The sequence below is a fragment of the Candidatus Streptomyces philanthi genome (genome assembly GCF_059553635.1).
This window is the reverse complement of record NZ_JCANQV010000117.1, coordinates 1-17,678: the sequence shown is the minus strand read 5'-3', so window position 1 is coordinate 17,678 and position 17,678 is coordinate 1. Positions and strand designations below refer to the sequence as shown.

17 protein-coding genes are annotated in these 17,678 nt (G+C 71.6%); 6 read left to right on the top strand and 11 right to left on the bottom strand.

Annotation, left to right across the window (positions count from 1 at the left end; all coding sequences use genetic code 11):
- The first annotated feature begins 821 nt into the window (after positions 1–821).
- The 4 genes from sdhC to AC51EU_RS15850 are packed head-to-tail and all read left to right on the top strand — an operon-like array spanning position 822 to position 4,241.
- Positions 822–1,202 (top strand): succinate dehydrogenase, cytochrome b556 subunit, encoded by a 381-nt coding sequence (sdhC, locus tag AC51EU_RS15865; RefSeq protein ID WP_496267578.1) that lies wholly within the window; start codon positions 822–824, stop codon positions 1,200–1,202.
- A gap of 9 nt (positions 1,203–1,211) precedes the next feature.
- Positions 1,212–1,691, top strand: a complete 480-nt coding sequence (locus AC51EU_RS15860) for a succinate dehydrogenase hydrophobic membrane anchor subunit (protein WP_496267577.1) — start codon at positions 1,212–1,214, stop codon at positions 1,689–1,691.
- Positions 1,692–1,713: 22 nt separating this feature from the next.
- Positions 1,714–3,468 (top strand): succinate dehydrogenase flavoprotein subunit, encoded by a 1,755-nt coding sequence (sdhA, locus tag AC51EU_RS15855; RefSeq protein WP_496267576.1) that lies wholly within the window; start codon positions 1,714–1,716, stop codon positions 3,466–3,468.
- Positions 3,468–4,241 (top strand): succinate dehydrogenase iron-sulfur subunit, encoded by a 774-nt coding sequence (locus AC51EU_RS15850; RefSeq protein WP_496267575.1) that lies wholly within the window; start codon positions 3,468–3,470, stop codon positions 4,239–4,241. Before sdhA ends, AC51EU_RS15850 begins: the two co-directional genes overlap by 1 nt.
- Before the next feature lie 374 nt (positions 4,242–4,615).
- Here the strand turns inward: AC51EU_RS15850 and AC51EU_RS15845 are convergent, their stop codons facing one another.
- From AC51EU_RS15845 to AC51EU_RS15825, 5 genes are all read right to left on the bottom strand, one after another.
- A complete protein-coding gene (locus AC51EU_RS15845) occupies positions 4,616–5,119 on the bottom strand; it encodes an FBP domain-containing protein (RefSeq protein ID WP_496267574.1) in 504 nt (167 codons plus the stop codon).
- 116 nt (positions 5,120–5,235) lie between these two features.
- Complete coding sequence (locus AC51EU_RS15840; protein WP_496267573.1) at positions 5,236–6,423, bottom strand: S8 family peptidase; 1,188 nt, start codon at positions 6,421–6,423, stop codon at positions 5,236–5,238.
- A 94-nt stretch (positions 6,424–6,517) separates the two neighbouring features.
- Entirely contained in the window at positions 6,518–8,023 is a 1,506-nt protein-coding gene (locus tag AC51EU_RS15835; protein WP_496267572.1) for a hypothetical protein, read from the bottom strand.
- Between the two features lie 49 nt (positions 8,024–8,072).
- The gene (locus tag AC51EU_RS15830) at positions 8,073–8,384 is read right to left on the bottom strand and encodes a hypothetical protein (protein ID WP_496267571.1); all 312 of its coding nucleotides are present in this window, start codon (positions 8,382–8,384) and stop codon (positions 8,073–8,075) included.
- Positions 8,385–8,685: 301 nt separating this feature from the next.
- A complete protein-coding gene (locus tag AC51EU_RS15825; protein WP_496267570.1) occupies positions 8,686–8,946 on the bottom strand; it encodes an SCO4848 family membrane protein in 261 nt (86 codons plus the stop codon).
- A gap of 271 nt (positions 8,947–9,217) precedes the next feature.
- On the opposite strand from AC51EU_RS15825, the gene AC51EU_RS15820 reads away from it, so the two are divergent.
- On the top strand, positions 9,218–10,468 hold the full coding sequence (locus AC51EU_RS15820) for a D-alanyl-D-alanine carboxypeptidase family protein (RefSeq protein ID WP_496267569.1): 1,251 nt from the start codon (positions 9,218–9,220) through the stop codon (positions 10,466–10,468).
- Between the two features lie 72 nt (positions 10,469–10,540).
- Here AC51EU_RS15820 and AC51EU_RS15815 read toward each other — a convergent pair whose 3' ends face one another.
- The 3 genes from AC51EU_RS15815 to trpS all read right to left on the bottom strand — a co-directional run bounded on the left by AC51EU_RS15815 (position 10,541) and on the right by trpS (position 13,468).
- Positions 10,541–11,446 (bottom strand): YihY/virulence factor BrkB family protein, encoded by a 906-nt coding sequence (locus AC51EU_RS15815; RefSeq protein WP_496267568.1) that lies wholly within the window; start codon positions 11,444–11,446, stop codon positions 10,541–10,543.
- 193 nt (positions 11,447–11,639) lie between these two features.
- A complete protein-coding gene (locus tag AC51EU_RS15810; protein ID WP_496267567.1) occupies positions 11,640–12,221 on the bottom strand; it encodes a 2'-5' RNA ligase family protein in 582 nt (193 codons plus the stop codon).
- A gap of 233 nt (positions 12,222–12,454) precedes the next feature.
- Positions 12,455–13,468 (bottom strand): tryptophan--tRNA ligase, encoded by a 1,014-nt coding sequence (gene trpS, locus AC51EU_RS15805; protein WP_496267566.1) that lies wholly within the window; start codon positions 13,466–13,468, stop codon positions 12,455–12,457.
- Between the two features lie 130 nt (positions 13,469–13,598).
- Between trpS and rocD the strand changes: the two genes are divergently transcribed.
- Positions 13,599–14,855 (top strand): ornithine--oxo-acid transaminase, encoded by a 1,257-nt coding sequence (gene rocD / locus AC51EU_RS15800; protein WP_496267565.1) that lies wholly within the window; start codon positions 13,599–13,601, stop codon positions 14,853–14,855.
- Positions 14,856–14,858: 3 nt separating this feature from the next.
- Here rocD and AC51EU_RS15795 read toward each other — a convergent pair whose 3' ends face one another.
- The 3 genes from AC51EU_RS15795 to AC51EU_RS15785 all read right to left on the bottom strand — a co-directional run.
- Positions 14,859–16,049, bottom strand: coding sequence for a glutathionylspermidine synthase family protein (locus tag AC51EU_RS15795; RefSeq protein ID WP_496267564.1), 1,191 nt, complete (start codon positions 16,047–16,049; stop codon positions 14,859–14,861).
- A 5-nt stretch (positions 16,050–16,054) separates the two neighbouring features.
- Positions 16,055–16,456, bottom strand: coding sequence for a hypothetical protein (locus tag AC51EU_RS15790; protein ID WP_496267563.1), 402 nt, complete (start codon positions 16,454–16,456; stop codon positions 16,055–16,057).
- Positions 16,457–16,626: 170 nt separating this feature from the next.
- Positions 16,627–17,678: aminotransferase-like domain-containing protein (locus tag AC51EU_RS15785; RefSeq protein ID WP_496267562.1), on the bottom strand; the 1,052-nt coding region annotated here is incomplete at its 5' end.

Below are 17,678 nucleotides of genomic sequence, written 5' to 3'. Positions count from 1 at the left end.
GCGTCTCTGCTGCCTCGGGTTCGACATCGTGCCATCCTCGCTTTTCTGGGGGACAGGGTGCGGGTCGGGCGGGGCGTCCACTGCTGTGTGCTCCCTCTACCGTCCGGGTGAAAACCGTGTATCCGCCGGGCGGGCGTGGCGCCTGTGACCGCGGTGACGCCGTCGCCCGGCGTCCTGCGCACAGGGTGCCGAGCGGGCGGATGTTCCGCCGGGTGCGCGGGCGGGGCCGTCCGGGGCGCGGGGAGGCACGGGCCGTCGCCCGGACACCCTCCGCTCCGTCCCAGGCAACCGGATTTCCCCGCACCCGCTCGCATACATCCGAAATCTTTCACTTTCCTCCGCTATGAGCGGGTTTCCGCCCGTTCTCCGACAAGCTTCCGTCAGACCTTCGCCTCACACCTGTCGGACACCACGGAACGGGACCCGGCGCGGACCGTGCCGGTATCCCACCGCTTCCGCGCCGTCCGCGCCACTTCCGGGAGTGCGCGACGGAGCGGGGAGCCGCCCGCGCGCCCCTCGCGCGTCCGCGCCCACCGCCGTTTCCGGACACCCTGGGACCGGCCCCACTCCCCTCACCGCCACCACGGGCCGCACCGCCCCCACCCCCCACTCACCCCCGAGACGCCACCCCGCGTCCGTAAAATCCCGGTTTGTATGGGCCAGGTAGCCCGTTGGTGCCTGTTTGATCACACCTAAGGACCCTGGCGGGAGGAACCGACAACGCGTCGCTACGATGTCGGGGGCCGGTGGACCGTACCCGGCCGGGCCAGACCGACAGAGAAGCCGGCAGGCCCCGATCCCCGCTCCCGGAGGGTTTTTCCGTGCCGGCTGGAACGCTGTACCGCGGCCGGGAAGGCATGTGGTCCTGGGTGGCTCACCGAGTCACCGGCGTCCTCATCTTCTTCTTCCTGTTCGTCCACGTCCTCGACACCGCTCTCGTCCGCGTCTCCCCCGACGCGTACGACACCGTCGTCGCGACCTACAAGACGCCCATCGTCAACCTGCTGGAATACGGCCTGGTGGCCGCGATCCTGTTCCACGCGCTCAACGGTCTCCGCGTCATCGCGGTGGACTTCTGGTCCAAGGGCCCGAAGTACCAGAAGCAGATGCTGTGGACCGTCGTCGGTGTCTGGGTCGTCCTGATGGCCGGCGCCTTCTACCCCGTGCTGCAGCACACCCTGCGCACGCTGTTCGGGAGCTGATGAGGCGAGATGTCTGCTGAAACCCACTCCCCCGCCGGCGCCACCGCCGACGCCGTGTCCCTCTACGACGTGGACAACCCGGCCCCGGTGATCGAGCCCCCGCGCAAGCGGACCGGCAAGACCCCGAAGTCGACGCGTACCAACTTCGAGCTGTACGGCTGGCTGTTCATGCGGCTGTCCGGCATCGTGCTCGTCGTCCTGGTCCTGGGCCACCTGCTGATCCAGCTCGTGCTGGACGGCGGCGTCTCCAAGATCGGCTTCGCGTTCGTCGCCGGCCGCTGGGCCTCCCCGTTCTGGCAGGTCTGGGACCTGGTCATGCTCTGGCTCGCCATGCTGCACGGCGCCAACGGCCTGCGCACCGTCATCAACGACTACGCGCAGCGGGACAACACCCGCTTCTGGCTGAAGATGCTGCTGTACACCGCCACGGTGTTCACCGTCCTCCTGGGCACGCTGGTGATCTTCACCTTCGACCCGAACATCGCATAGGACCCGGGCTGAGGTAACGACCATGAAGATCCACAAGTACGACACCGTCATCGTCGGCGCCGGCGGCGCGGGCATGCGCGCGGCCATCGAGTCGACCAAGCGCAGCCGCACCGCGGTCCTGACGAAGCTGTACCCGACCCGCTCCCACACCGGCGCCGCCCAGGGCGGTATGGCCGCCGCCCTCGCGAACGTCGAGGAGGACAACTGGGAGTGGCACACCTTCGACACGATCAAGGGTGGCGACTACCTGGTCGACCAGGACGCCGCCGAGATCCTGGCGAAGGAGGCCATCGACTCCGTCCTCGACCTGGAGAAGATGGGCCTGCCGTTCAACCGCACCCCGGACGGCACCATCGACCAGCGCCGCTTCGGCGGTCACTCCCGTAACCACGGTGAGGCCCCGGTCCGCCGGTCCTGCTACGCCTCGGACCGCACCGGCCACATGATCCTCCAGACGCTGTACCAGAACTGCGTCAAGGAGGGCGTGGAGTTCTTCAACGAGTTCTACGTCCTGGACCTGCTGCTCAACGAGGTCGACGGGGTCAAGAAGTCCGCGGGCGTCGTCGCCTACGAGCTGGCCACCGGCGAGATCCACGTCTTCCAGGCGAAGGCGATCATCTTCGCGTCCGGCGGCACCGGCAAGTTCTTCAAGGTGACCTCCAACGCGCACACCCTGACCGGTGACGGCCAGGCCGCGGCCTGGCGCCGGGGCCTGCCGCTGGAGGACATGGAGTTCTTCCAGTTCCACCCGACCGGCATCTGGCGCATGGGCATCCTCCTGACCGAGGGCGCCCGCGGTGAGGGCGGCATCCTCCGCAACAAGGACGGCGAGCGCTTCATGGAGAAGTACGCGCCCGTCATGAAGGACCTCGCCTCGCGTGACGTCGTCTCGCGGTCCATCTACACCGAGATCCGCGAGGGCCGCGGCTGCGGTCCCGAGGGCGACCACGTCTACCTCGACCTCACCCACCTGCCGCCGGAGCAGCTGGACGCCAAGCTGCCCGACATCACCGAGTTCGCGCGCACCTACCTCGGTATCGAGCCCTACACGGACCCGATCCCGATCCAGCCGACCGCGCACTACGCGATGGGCGGCATCCCGACCAACGTCGAGGGCGAGGTGCTGGCCGACAACACCACCGTCGTGCCGGGCCTGTACGCCGCCGGCGAGGTCGCCTGCGTCTCCGTCCACGGCGCCAACCGCCTGGGCACCAACTCGCTCCTGGACATCAACGTCTTCGGGCGCCGGGCCGGCATCGCCGCCGCCGAGTACTCCGCGGACGCCGACTTCGTCGAGCTGCCCGAGGACCCGGCGCAGCAGGTCGTCGACCAGGTCGAGCGGCTGCGCTCGTCCACCGGCAACGAGCGGGTGGCGGACCTCCGCAAGGAGCTCCAGGAGTGCATGGACGCCAATGTGATGGTGTTCCGCACCGAGCAGACGATCAAGACCGCGGTCGAGAAGATCGGCGAGCTGCGCGAGCGCTACCGGAACGTGTCCATCCAGGACAAGGGCAAGCGGTTCAACACCGACCTGCTGGAGGCCATCGAGCTGGGCAACCTGCTCGACCTGGCCGAGGTGATGGCCGTGTCCGCGCTCGCCCGCAAGGAGTCCCGCGGCGGTCACTACCGCGAGGACTACCCCAACCGCGACGACGTCAACTTCATGCGGCACACCATGGCGTACCGCGAGGTGGGCGCAGACGGCTCCGAGTCGATCCGCCTCGACTACAAGCCGGTCGTCCAGACCCGCTACCAGCCGATGGAGCGTAAGTACTGATGAGCACCCCCACCGTGGAGAAGCACTCCGCCGCACTGGACGCGGCCGAGAACGGCGCTTCTCACCTGATCAAGGTCACCTTCCGGATCCGCCGGTTCAACCCGGAGGTCTCCGAGGAGGCCAGCTGGCAGGACTTCCAGCTGGAGATCGACCCGAAGGAGCGCGTCCTGGACGCCCTCCACAAGATCAAGTGGGACCAGGACGGTTCGCTGACCTTCCGCCGGTCCTGCGCCCACGGCATCTGCGGCTCCGACGCCATGCGCATCAACGGCAAGAACCGTCTGGCGTGCAAGACGCTGATCAAGGACATCAACCCGGAGAAGCCGATCACGATCGAGGCCATCAAGGGCCTGACGGTCCTCAAGGACCTGGTCGTGGACATGGAGCCGTTCTTCCAGGCGTACCGCGACGTCATGCCGTTCCTGATCACGACCGGCAACGAGCCGACCCGTGAGCGGCGGCAGTCCGCCGAGGACCGCGAGCGCTTCGACGACACCACCAAGTGCATCCTGTGTGCCGCGTGCACCACCTCGTGCCCGGTGTTCTGGAACGACGGCCAGTACTTCGGCCCGGCCGCGATCGTCAACGCGCACCGCTTCATCTTCGACTCGCGCGACGAGGGCGGCGAGCAGCGCCTGGAGATCCTCAACGACAAGGACGGCGTCTGGCGCTGCCGGACGACCTTCAACTGCACGGACGCCTGCCCGCGCGGTATCGAGGTCACCAAGGCCATCCAGGAGGTCAAGCGGGCCCTGATCACGCGCCGCTTCTGACCTGACCGCGACCGGGCCCCCGTCCGGCCGCACCGGTCCCTTCCCGAGGGCCCCGCTTCCGTGCGCGACACGTACGGAAGCGGGGCCCTCAGGCGTACGGGCACCACCGGCCCTACGCCGAGCGCAGGGCCAACGCCGCCAGCGCCGCGTCCTCGGTGTGCCGCTGCCGCATCAGATCCGCGTAGCGCTCCAGCGCGGCGCGGCGGAGGAGGAGTTCCCCGATCTCGGCGTCGAGCTGCGTCCGGGTACGCGGAGATCGCCTCAGGCCGTCTGCCGATGCTCGAAAGGCCGGAGGAGTGGGTGGGGATGGTGGGGAGGTTCCTGGAGGAGGGGCTGTGACGGGACGGGCGGCCGCGTGCCGCTCGGGGCCGCCGTTACGCCTCGCCCAGCACCTTGTCCAGGAACGCGTCCAGGTTGCCCACGGTGCGGGCGATCCGCTCCTCCAGCGACAGCGACTCCTCGTGCCGGCCGGCGAGCTGCGACCGCTTGCGGCCGCGTACGTAGAGGGAGCAGGCGAGGTCGGCGCAGAGGTACGTCCCGACGGTGTTGCCCTGCCGCCCGGCGGCGCCGGCCCGGCGGGCGGCGAGCAGAGCGACGCCCGAACCGGGGTGGCCGGTGACACAGATCGAACAGACCGTCGTCTTGGTGAAGCTCCGCCGCACCCCGCTCGGCACCCGCAGGGTGACCCCCATCACCCCGTCCCCGCGCGGCGCCACCAGATAGCTGCGGTCCGGCGCCCCCGGGTCACGCCATCCGAGGAAGTCCAGGTCGTCCCAGGGGAGTTCTCCCAGACCGGCGGGAAGGTTGATACGGCTCGCCTCGCCCTTCGAGCAGTTGACGAACGAGGCGCGGATCTGTTTTTCGCTGAGCGGGTCCATGGTCGCGGACGCTAACAACAGGGGAACGGCGACGTCACTCGAATTAGCGAGGGGCGGGGCCTGGACCTGCGGCCCCGTCCTCGCCTGTCCCCGCCCCGTCCCGGCCATGCCCCGTCTCAGCCCAGGCCCTGCCCGCCCGCGGCCTTCCTCCGCCGGCTCACGACCACTCCGGCCACCGCAGCGCCGACGACAAGCACCCCGCCCGCGGCGATCCCCCCGTAGAGCAGCGCGCCGCCGCCCTTCTCGTCCCGGGCGTTCGCGGCGGGCCGGTCGGCGCCGGGGAGGACCGGCTGCTCCGGTGCCTTGCCCTGCGGCATCGGCAGCGGCCCTTCCGCCGGCCCGGCGGCGATGGTGCGCCGCAGGGCGGGGCCGGGCTGGATGTAGCCGTAACCGTAGTGCGCGTCGGGCAGCTTGAGGTTCTTGTCCTTCTCGGCCTGCGCCAGCCCCGCCGTCTTGACGAGCCGATTGGCGATCTGGCCGGGGGTGAGGTCCGGGAACTTCTCCTTCAGCAGCGCCACGGCGGCGGACACGTACGCCGTGGCGGCGGAACTGCCGTCGGCGGTGCGGTAGTCGGAGTCGGACTTGCCCATGGCGACGGGGATGCGTTCGCCGGGGGCGAGGAGGTCCATATCGGAGTTGGCATTGTTGGCGTCGGCGGACTTGCCGTACTTGTCGACGGAGCCGACGCCGATCGCCCCGGGGCACCCCACGGGGTAACTCTTCTTGGACCAGCCGTCGTTACCCGCGGCCGCCACGACCACTACGCCCTTTTCGAGGGCGTACCGGATGGACTCACAGGTGTCACGCGTAAGACTCTCGCCATAGGACATGTTGATCACGTCCGCGCCGTGCTCCACGGCCCACCGCGTCGCCTGCCCGCTGTTCTTGTACTCCGGTACGGGAAGGATCTTCGCGTCGGGCGCCAGCCCCTTCACCCCCGCCGAGCCGCCCGGACCGTGTCCGTGGCCCGCGATGACGGAAGCCATCGCCGTGCCATGGTCACGGATGTCCTTGCCGGGCGGCAGCTGCTTGGCCGCTTCGTCCTGTGTCGCCTTCGCGAAGTCCGGGCCAGGCAGGAACACCCCGGTCAGGTCCTGGTGAGTGGTCCGGAATCCGCTGTCCAGCACGGCGACGGTGACCCCCTTGCCGGTCGCCGTCTTCCACAGCTCGTCCGCCCCGAACGCGGTCAACGGCCACTGCTCGTCGCGGATACGGTCCGCGGCGGCGGTGCCGCTCGCGGTCAGCAGCAGTGCTCCGGAGAGTGCGGCGACGCCCATCGCGCGCAGTGTCCGGGTGACCCTCATGGTTCTCTCCTTCTGCCGTGCTGCTGCCAGGGCGGCGGCGCGGCGAACGAGGCCGGGCCCCGTTCGCCGCGCCGCCGTAGGACGGTGGTGGGGTCTACTCGATGACGCGTGGCGCCACATTACGCCGCGAGGCCCACGTCTCCTCATCCTCGACAAGGTAGTCGGGACGCTCCTTGCCGGACTGCCTCTTGTCCTTGTCCTTGCCCTTGCCGGCCGCGCCCGCCATACCCGGCATGCCGGCCTGGGTGCCGCCACGGCTGCGGTGCAGCCCGGCGCCTCCCTGCTTGGCGCCACCGGCCGGGCCGCCGGGGGTCGTCCCGCCACCGGTTCCCGTCCCGGCGCCGGGACGCCGGGCGCCACCGCCCGTACCGCCCACGGCACCCCCGCGCGCACCACCGAAACCGCCGATACCACCGGCCGCGCCCTTGCCTCCGACCACACCGCCACCACCCGCGCCACGGCCTCCGCCCCCGGAACCCCGGGTTCCGCCCGGCACCCCGATGAGGCCCGGCGGCACCGCCCCAGCCGGAAGACCGCCCCCCGGACCGCCGGGGGTTCCCTGGCCACCACCGGGCTTGGGGCCGACGGCGCCTCCGGCGGTCGGCGGCGGGGTGAGCGTGCTGTCGTGCAGGCTGTCGAGTCCGGTACGGGCCGGGAGAACGGGGAGGCCGGCCTTGGGAAGACCGGTACCGGTACGGCCGCCCCCGGAGAAGCCGCCGCCCGTGTGGCCCGCACCGGGGGCACCGGTCACCGGGCGGCCGAAGCCCCGGGGAACGGCGCTCCCGCCCGGCGCCACCGTGGTGGGCTGCGGCCGCGTACCGCCCGTGACGGGCATGTTGACGGGCGGCGGCGCGGGCGTGGTCGCGGGCGGCACCGGCCAGTCGCCGTGGGTGCCGATGCCAGTGCCCTCGCGCAGCCGCGTGCTGTTGCCGTCGTAGTTGGCCGCCAGCTCCTCCATGACGACGACGGCCTCGACCTGGCGCTCCTTGGTGAGGGACAGGTTGTCCCGGTTGAGCTCCAGTGCCATGCGGGCGTCCATCTTCGGGTTCGCCATGTCCTTCTTGAACTGGCTGTCGTCGCCGCTCTCGTCCATGGCACGGTCCCAGAGGCCCGGATCCTTGATCTTCGACATGGCCTTCTTGGCCTCGCGCAGGCTGTGTGCCACGCCGCCGCCCGCACCCGAGCCACGCGAGCCGATCAGGGTCGCCTCGACGATGCGGGCGTGCTGGTACGTGCGGTCGAGCTTGTCGAGCACCTTGCCCGCCTCCCGGCGGAACGCGTCGGCCGCGGAACCCTCCCAGTGCGCCGACGCGCGCTCGACGGCGTCCATGAACGCCTTGCGGATACCACCGCGTCCGTCCTCGCCCGCGAGCCGGTCGGCGGATGCCCGCCAGTGGCCGCCGGAGGTCTCGATGGCCTCCGGGCTGGCGTTTTCGATCATCGCGCGCAATGCGTTGATGCCGTGGTGATGGAAGTCGGACGGCGAGGTGGGGACAACGCGCTGCCCCTTGAACGACTTCAGTCGTTCGGCGCGCTCCTCATCCTTTCGCTGCCGCTCCATCATCTTGGCGCTCTCGTATTCCTGCCGGGCGTCAACCATGCAGGCCCCCTTTCGTCGTCACCCTCCGTGCCCCGGACGAACCAACTGCTCAGCCGTTCATCGACACCTTTGTGGCGTGCTCCTGGTCCTCGTAGGCACCCCGGCTGGCCTCGGTCTTGTCGCCGAACTCCTTGATGAGGTCCTGGAGCGCCTTGACCACCTGCGCCATGTACTGCTGCATGTCGTCGTGTGCGGAGGCGAGCTTCTCGGCCTCCTGGAAGTTCACACCGAACGCACTCTTAGGAATCGACGTGCTGTACTTCACCTTCTGGCTGGGTTCGTCCATGTCTGCCTGAAGGTGCTTGAGCTGGCGTACGACGCCGTCCAGTTCGTCGAGATCGACCCGGAACTTCTCGCCCATGACCGTGCTCCCCCGCTTCCCGCGGTCCGCGTGCGCCCCGGTCGCACCCCCCGTGGCGCGCTCTCGGTAAGGGCGACGTAAACCCCGCAGTAAGGATAGGGAGTTGGCGTCCGGCAAGGCAAAGGCGAATGTCGGGATGTGTCCGATTCGACGGATGGTTCGGGTGCACTTCGTGAGTGGTTCGTCACCGGGGCGGCGGGCCGGGGGCGCTTACGGGCGCCCGGCCGCGTTCCGGTGTGCGAGCCCCGGCGCGTACGGCGAGGGCGCGCCCCCACCGTGCGGGGGCGCGGCGGTGTGCGGATCAGCTGGTCGGGTCGTCCGGCTTGCCGCGTCCCAGGGCGCGTACGCCGCGGAACCCGATCACTCCGATTGCCGTCCCCAGAAGAAAGGACGTCACGGCGAGCAGCAGGTGGACCCAGAAATAGGCGGTCGGGTCCCCCGCGTCGTCGAACGCGAGTCCGCTCCCGTCCTTGACGAGATTCTTGACGAAAGTGATCCAGATGAACCAGCTCCAGACCCCGAAGGCGAGCAGGAACCAGGACACGGGGCGAGAGAGCTTCATGGTTTCCAGTATGGGTACACCGTCCGGTCAGGGGTCGTCGGGGGCGCTCGTCCGTGGGGCGGCGTCCGGGGCGGGGGTGTGGGCGGGTACGTTCACCGACGTGCCGACGACCTCCTCAGCCTCCGCCCCGTCAGCGGCGGCCTCCGCCTCTGCCGCCCTCCCCGTCTCCTCGGCCGCGCGTTCCGTGCCGCGGCCCCGTTCCGGTGCGTGTCCCGAGCCGCCCGCGCGGGCGCCGGAGCGCGCGGCCGGCCCGCGCCGTCTCGTGCCCCGTATGCGCCGGGCGCTGCCCGGGCGCGCGGCGGTCCTGACCGCCTCCTCCGCCCTGCTCGCCTCCCCGCTGGTGCTGGTCGGCGGGGTCGCCCACGCCGCCCCCGGGGACGGCAAGGACGCGGTGAAGACGCCGCGGCCGCCCGCCACGATGTCGCGGGTGGGCGGTGAGCTGCTGGGCCGGCCCGGTGTCCAGGTGCAGCCGAAGGAGGGGGCGCCGAAGCTGCCCGAGGAGATCTCGTCGCGGTCGTGGATCGTGTCGGACGCGGATTCCGGCGAGGTACTGGCCGCGAAGAACGCGCACTGGCGGCTGGCCCCGGCCAGCACGCTGAAGATGCTGTTCGCCGACACGCTGCTGCCGAAGTTCCCCAAGAACCAGAAGTACACGGTCAAGCCCGCGGACCTCCAGGGCATGGGTGAGGGCAGCAGCCTGGTCGGGATAAAGGAGAACCTGAGCTACACGGTGCACGACCTGTGGCTCGGGGTGTTCCTGCGTTCGGGCAACGACGCGGTGCACACGCTCTCGGCGATGAACGGCGGTACGGAGGCCACGGTCGCCGAGATGCGCAAGCAGGCCAAGGAGCTGAACGCCACCGACACCCATGTCGTCACTCCGGACGGCTATGACGCGCCGGGCCAGGTCTCCAGCGCGTACGACCTGAGCCTGTTCGCCCGTGCCGGGCTGCGGAACGCGGACTTCCGTGAGTACTGCTCGACGGCGAGCGCGCAGTTCCCCGGCGACAAGGGGAAGGACGGCAAGCGGGAGTCGTTCGGCATCCAGAACACCAACCGGCTGCTCAGCGGCGACTTCGACATCAAGCCGTACCCGGGGATCGCCGGGGTGAAGAACGGTTCGACGACCAACGCCGGGTCGACGTTCACCGGGCTCGCCGAGCGTGGTGGCCGCAAGCTGCTGGTCACCGTCATGCACCCGGACAGGCCCGGCCACAACGAGGCGTACAAGGAGACCGCGAAGCTGTTCGACTGGGGCTTCAGCGCCTCGGGCAAGGTGGAGCCGGTCGGCAGGCTGGTCGGCCCCCGGAGCGAGGAGGGCGACGCCACGAAGCCCGGCGCGGGACGCGACAAGGGCGGCGAGGGGACGACGCAGGCGTCGCTGGACGGGGGTGGCGGCCCCGGCATGTGGACGGCGCTGGGTGTGGCGGGCGGCGCACTGGTCGTCGCGGGCGCCGTCACCGTCGGCCTCCGCCGGCGCAAGCCGCGCCCCGCGCCGGGACGCCGGCGGGCGCGCGGCTGAGGCGAAGGGACGGGGTGCGCCGCGCACGGACCGCGGCGCACCCCCTGCCGCACGTCAGTGCGCCGCCGCCTCTCAGGCCCGCTCCCCCGGCCCGTCGCCCCCCTCGGGCCCGGTTTCCGGCGCTCCGCGCTTCTCCCTCCGGGTGGCCGTCCACGCCGCGCAGAAGACCAGCAGCTTCGCGGTGAAGTTGATCCACAGGAGGAGGGCGACGGGTGTGCCGAAGGCGCCGTACATGCTCTTCGCGGCGACGCCCTTGAGGTAGCCGCTGAGCAGCAGCTTCAGCAGTTCGAACCCGACCGCGCCGATGAGGGCCGCGACGAGGACGGTGCGGCGCGGCGGCCGGACGCCGGGCAGTCCGGTCAGGACGTACAGGAGCAGCAGCAGGTCGGCGACGACGGCGATGCAGAACCCGGCGACGGACAGCAGCATGCTGCCGACGCCGCCCTCGGCCAGGCCGATCGCCTCCGCGGCCTTGCCGACCGCCGCGGTGGCGAAGGCGGAGCAGGCGACGGAGAGCAGGGCGACGCCGCCGAGGCCGATGAGCAGGGCGGCGTCCCGGGCCTTGCCGACGAAGAAGTTGCCGTTCTCGTCGGGCTTCTCCCACACGGCGCGCAGGCAGTCGCGCAGCGAGTCGACCCAGCCGATGCCGACGAAGAACAGGACGGCGCCGGCGATCACTCCGACGGTTCCGGCGTTGTCGACCAGTCCGGCGAGGTCGAGCTGGGCGGAGATGCCGGGGACCTGTTCGGCGAGCTTGGTCTCCAGGGCGTGCAGTTGGCGGGCGTCGAGCAGGGCGGCGCCGACGGCCGCGGCGACGGTGAGCAGGGGGAAGAGCGCGACGAAGCTGGTGAAGGTGATCGCGGCGGCGAGCCGGGTCCAGTGGACGCGTTGCATGCGGGTGTACGCGTGCCAGAGGTGGGTGGTCATCAGCCAGGTGACGGCCGGTCCGATCACCGGCAGTCGGCGCAGCCAGTCCATGGCGTGTCTTCCCCTCGTCCGTGCGGTGTCCGCGCCGTCCGTCGGGGTGTCAGGGGTGACGGGGACGCCCGGCGCGGTCCCGGACCATGATCCGGAATTTGATCATCCGCATACCCCGGAATCGCCGCCCCTCACCCACGGGAAGCGTGCGCCGTCACAGGAAGCGTGCTCCGCCACGAGAAACACGCACGTCTCAGCGCGACGAGGCGGGCGGCCGGGTCAGATCGGCCTGGCGGGGAAGGGTGGCGGAGCGGGGGCCGAAGGGGTACTCGCGCTGGAGGCGCCAGACGGCGTCCGCGCCCTGCTCGTACAGGGCGAAGCCGCCGATCGTCCAGGTGGCGGTGAAGTCCTTCAGTTCGGTCTGGGCGCGGTCCATGGCCGCCTCGTCGATGCCGTGGGCCACCGTGACGTGCGGGTGGTACGGGAACTGGAGCTCGCGGGCGCAGGGGCCGGAGGCGGCGCGGACGCGCGCCTGGAGGGCCGCGCAGCCGTCCGCGCCCTCGACGACCTTGACGAAGACGACCGGGGACACCGGCCGGAAGGTGTCGGTGCCCTCCAGGCGCAGGGGGAAGGGCCGGGAGGCGGCGGCGACGTCGGCGAGGTGGCGTCCGACGCGGGGCAGCGCCCCGGCGTCGACCTCGGTGGGTGGCAGGAGGGTGATGTGGGTGGGGATGCCGTGTGCGGCCGCGTCCCCGAAGCCTTCGCGCTGCCTTTGAAGGAAGCTGCCGTAAGGCTCCGGGACCGCGATCGAAACGCCCAGCGTTACGGTCCCCACTGCGTTCTCCCTCCGGACCCCGGATGCTTCGGTGGCGTCGCACGGCCGTCGGGTCGTACGGCCGTGCGACGTGGTGCGGCCGCGATCTGTCCGAGGCACCGCGCACCGCCCCAGTGTGACGGTGGTGTGCCGTGGGGCGGGGGCGTCCTCGGACCTGTCGCGGGGGTCCGAAGGCCCCTTCCGGAGGGCCTTCGGGCCGGGGGTGGCGAGGCGGTGCCCCGCCACCGGTCCGGTCAGTGCTTGGCGGGCAGGAAGCCGAGCCGGTCGTACGTGGCGGCCAGGGTCTCGGCGGCGACCGCGCGGGCCTTCTCGGCGCCCTTGGCGAGGATCGCGTCGAGCGTCGCGGGGTCCTCCAGGAACGCCTGGGTACGGTCCCGGAAGGGCGTGACGAAGTCGACCATGACCTCGGCGAGGTCGGTCTTGAGGGCGCCGTAGCCCTTGCCCTCGTAGTCCTTCTCCAGCTGCGGCACGTCCGTACCGGTGAGGGTGGAGAGGATGGTGAGGAGGTTGCTGACGCCGGGCTTGGCCTCGCGGTCGAAGCGGATCACGGTGTCGGTGTCCGTGACGGCGCTCTTGATCTTCTTGGCGGTGGCCTTGGGCTCGTCGAGGAGGTCGATGATGCCCTTCGGCGAGGACGCCGACTTGCTCATCTTGATCGACGGGTCCTGGAGATCGAAGATCTTCGCCGTCTCCTTGACGATGTACGGGTTGGGGACGGTGAAGGTGTCCCCGAAGCGGGTGTTGAACCGCTCCGCGAGGTCGCGGGTCAGCTCCAGGTGCTGGCGCTGGTCCTCGCCGACGGGGACCTGGTCCGCCTGGTAGAGGAGGATGTCGGCGACCATCAGCACCGGGTAGGTGAACAGTCCGACGGTGGTGCGGTCGGCGCCGTGCTTGGCCGACTTGTCCTTGAACTGGGTCATCCGGGACGCCTCGCCGAAACCGGTGACGCAGTTCATCACCCAGCCGAGCTGGGCGTGCTCGGGCACATGGCTCTGCACGAACAGGGTGCAGCGCTCCGGGTCGATCCCGGCGGCCAGCAGCTGCGCGACGGCCACCCGGGTGTTGCGGCGCAGCTCGGCCGGGTCCTGCGGGACGGTGATCGCATGCAGGTCGACGACCATGTAGAAGGCGTCGTGGGACTCCTGGAGGGCCACCCACTGGCGTACCGCACCGAGGTAGTTGCCGAGGTGGAAGGAGCCGGCGGTGGGCTGAATGCCGGAGAGCACACGCGGACGATCGAGAGCCATGGCATTGATTGTCTCAGGTCCGCGAACGTCCCCGGCCCCGGGCGGGGGATGCCGCTCGTCCCGGGGCGGCCGGGCCGCCGCCCATGGCGGGGCCCGGCGGAGCGGTCCCGCCCGCCGAAGGGAGTCGCCGATGTCCGCCGCGGAAGACGAGGGCGCGCGCCCGGACGCCGTCACGCGGCGCGCGCTGGCGGCCGCCGAGGCGCACAGCGCGCACAACTACCGTCCGCTGCCCGTGGTGATCACGAGCGCCGACGGGGCCTGGGTGACGGATGTGGCGGGACGGCGCTACCTGGACTTCCTGGCCGGGTACTCCGCACTGAACTTCGGGCACCGCCATCCCCGGCTGCTGGCCGCCGCACGGGCGCAGCTGGAGCGGGTCACGCTCACCTCGCGCGCCTTCCAGCACGACCGGTTCGCCGCGCTGTGCGACGGGCTGGCCGAGCTGTGCGGGATGGAGACGGTGCTGCCGATGAACACCGGCGCCGAGGCGGTGGAGACGGCGGTGAAGGCGGCCCGGAAGTGGGGCTACGAGGTCAAGGGCGTCCCGGACGGCCGCGCCAGGATCATCGTGGCGGAGAACAACTTCCACGGCCGCACCACCACCCTCGTCTCCTTCTCCACCGACCCCGCCGCCCGCACCGGCTTCGGCCCGTACACCCCCGGTTTCACGGTCGTCCCGTACGGCGACACGGAGGCGCTGGCCCAGGCGCTGGACGCGGACACGGTGGCGGTGCTGCTGGAGCCCGTCCAGGGGGAGGCGGGGGTGCTGGTGCCGCCGCCGGGGTACCTGCGGCGCGTACGGGAGCTGACCCGCGAGCGGAACGTGCTGTTCGTCGCGGACGAGATCCAGTCGGGGCTGGCCCGCACCGGCCGGACCTTCGCCTGCGACCACGAGGGGGTGGTCCCCGATGTGTATGTGCTGGGCAAGGCGCTGGGCGGCGGGGTGGTGCCGGTGTCGGCGGTGGTGTCGTCGCGGGAGGTGCTGGGGGTGTTCGGTCCGGGCGAGCACGGTTCGACGTTCGGCGGGAATCCGCTGGCGTGCGCGGTGGCCGAGGAGGTCGTCGCGATGCTGCGGACCGGGGAGTTCCAGGAGCGGGCGGCGGTGCTGGGCGCGCGGCTGCACGAGGCGCTGGGGCTGCTGGCCGAGGACGGCACGGTGGAGGCGGTGCGCGGGCGGGGGCTGTGGGCCGGGGTGGACGTCGCCCCGGCGCTCGGCAGTGGCCGGCGGGTGGCGGAGCGACTGATGGAGCGCGGGGTCCTGGTGAAGGAGACGCACGGCAGGACGCTGCGCCTCGCTCCCCCGCTGGTGATCGGGGAGGAGGACCTGGACCTGGGGCTGGCGCGGCTGCGGGAGGTGCTGGCCCGGATGCGGGCGGCGGCGCCGTAGCGGTCAGCGGATCAGGTGGGGGACGAACCGCGCGTACTCGTCCGTCACCGGCCCCGCCGACTCGCGGATGCCGAGTCCGGCCGCCTCGTCCCCGACGGTCCAGGCGCCGAGCACCACCCGGTTGCCGTCGAAGTCGGGCAGCGGCGCCAGGGCCTGGTAGCAGCAGGGGTCGTCGGCGTCCCTGGGCGCGGGCGGGGAACCGGCCGGGTGCAGGGTGACGCCCTCGCCCTCGCGGCCGAGGAGGGGTTTGGCGGCGTACCCGGTGGTCCGGGCCAGCTCGCGCGGCCCGTCGAGGTAGGCGGGCACCAGGTTGGGATGCCCGGGGTACAGCTCCCAGAGGACGGCGAGGAGGGCCTTGTTGGAGAGCAGCATCTTCCAGGCCGGTTCGATCCACAGGGTGCTGCCGGTGCCGCCGCCGTTGTCGAGGGTGTCCAGGACGTGCGGGCCGAAGCGGTCGGTGGCGAGCCATTCCCAGGGGTAGAGCTTGAAGCAGGCGCGGACGAAGCGGAGGCGCTGGTCGACGAAGCGGCCGGTGAGGTGGTCCCAGCCGATCTCCTCCATGGGGACGGACACGGTCTCCAGGCCGGCCTGGCGTGCCGTCTCCTCCAGGTAGGCGACGGTCATCAGGTCCTCGCCGAGTTCGTCGGCGGACGAGTGGGCGAAGTGCAGCGGGGCGCCGGGCGGGAGGAGCGGGGCCTGCCGCCGCCAGGCGTCGACGAGCCGTTCGTGGAGGGAGTTCCACTGGTCGGCGCCGGGGAACCGTTCCTCCAGCCAGAACCACTGCGGTCCCGCGGCCTCGATCAGTGAGGTCGGGGTGTCGGCGTTGTACTCCAGCAGGGTGGCCGGGCCGGTGCCGTCGTAGCGCAGGTCGAACCGTCCGTAGAGGGAGGGGAGTTCGTCCCTCCGGTGCCAGGACTCGGTGACGAGGGCGGCGAGGCGCGGATCGGTGATGCCGAGGTCGGCGAGGCGGTGGCGGGTGACGAGGTGGCCGGCGGCGGCCAGGCACATGGTGTGCAGTTCCTCGACGGTCTCCTCCAGCGCCTCGATCTCGGGCAGGGTGAAGGAGTAGTAGGCGCTCTCGTCCCAGTAGGGGCGCAGGGAGTCGTCGGGGTAGCGGGTGAGCGGGTAGATCAGGCCCTGTGCCTCGACGGTCCGCTGCCAGCCGGGGCGCGGGGTGAGGATGTGCCGTTCCATGCCGGTCAGCCGCCTATGCGGTGGGTGTGGCTGCTGTGGCCGCTCCCGGAGCAGCCGAAGCCGCCGCGGTCGACGGCCTGGGTCCTGCTGAAGGTGCCGTTGTCGACGTAGGAGCCCTTCTTGGTCTTCGGGTCGTAGTACCACGCGCCGTCGACGGGCCGCGGGGCGCCGCCGCGCCCGCTCTTGCCGTGGGAGACGCCGCGGTGGCCGCCGGACGAGGTGGTACCGCCGGTCGTGCAGTTCTTGGTGTCGACGACGCGGTAGCCCCGGACGATGTCGTAGCTGTCGCGGTCCACACAGCGTTTGTCGGGCTCGGAGCCGCAGGAGGTCAGGGCGGCGGCGAGCGCGCCCATCCCGCCGAGGATCACCGTGCTCGACCGCAGCCTGCGGCGCGCCTTTTCGGACATGTGTGTCACTCCCCCGTGAACAGTTGTCGTGGCTGGGTCAGCCTAGGGGGCGGTCGTACGGGCTGTTCGAGCGGCCTGGGGCGGACGTCGCGTCGCCCGCCCGGAGGGGGACTTTCAGCGGCCGGTGCGCGCCTGGCGTCGCGAGGCAGCCGGGAATTGTCCAACACCCCCTATCCCCCGGGCGCCCCCGGCAGTGCCCGCAGCAGCGCGTCCAGCACCCCGGCGAAGGCGTGCTCCGGCGGCCGCCCGTACGCCACGACCAGGCCCTCCCGTACGGGGACGGGTGCCGCCGGGTCGCGGAACGGGGACAGGCCCGCCAACGCGAGGCCCTGCCAGCGGGCGGCCTCGACGACGGACCGTTCGGTGCCGGGCGGCAGGTCGAGGACGGCGTGGAGTCCGGCGGCGATGCCGGAGACCGCCAGGTGCGGGGCGCGGGCGGCGAGCGACGTGACGAGCCGGTCGCGGCGGCGCCGGTAACGCAGCCGCATCCCGCGCAGATGGCGGTCGTAGGCGCCCGAGGAGAGGAAGGTGGCGAGGGTGAGCTGGTCCAGCGAGCCGAGCCCCCATTCGCCGGTGTCCTTGACGGCGAGGACCGGGTCCACAAGGTGGTCGGGCAGCACCATCCACGCGATCCGCAGGGCGGGGGCGAGGCTCTTGCTGGTGGTGCCGAGATAGACGACCCGTTCGGGGTCGAGCCCTTGCAGGGCGCCGACGGGCTGCCTGTCGTACCGGAACTCGCCGTCGTAGTCGTCCTCCAGGATCACCCCGCCGGTCGCGCGGGCCCAGTCGATCGCGGCGGCGCGGCGGTGGGGGTGCAGCGGTACGCCGGTGGGGAACTGGTGGGCGGGCGTCAGCAGCGCCGCCCGCACCCGGGCCAGGCCGGTCAGTTCCCCGGTGCGGGCGCCGTGCGCGTCGACGGTGAGGGGGACGGTGCCCAGTCCGGCGCGGCTGAGGACGTCGCGGTGGAAGGACAGCCCGTACGACTCGGTGGCGATCCGGTCGGCGGCGTCCGTCCGCAGCGCCCGGCCGACCAGGCTCAGGGCCTGCATGAACCCGGCGCAGACGACGATGCGGTCGGGGTCGGCGCGTACCCCGCGGGCGCGGGCGAGGTAGTCGGCGAGGACGGCCCGCAGCTCGGGGCGGCCCTGCGCGGTGCCGTAGCCGAACGCCTCGTGGGGCGCGTCGGTCAGGGCGCGGCGGGCGGCGGCCAGCCAGGCGGTGC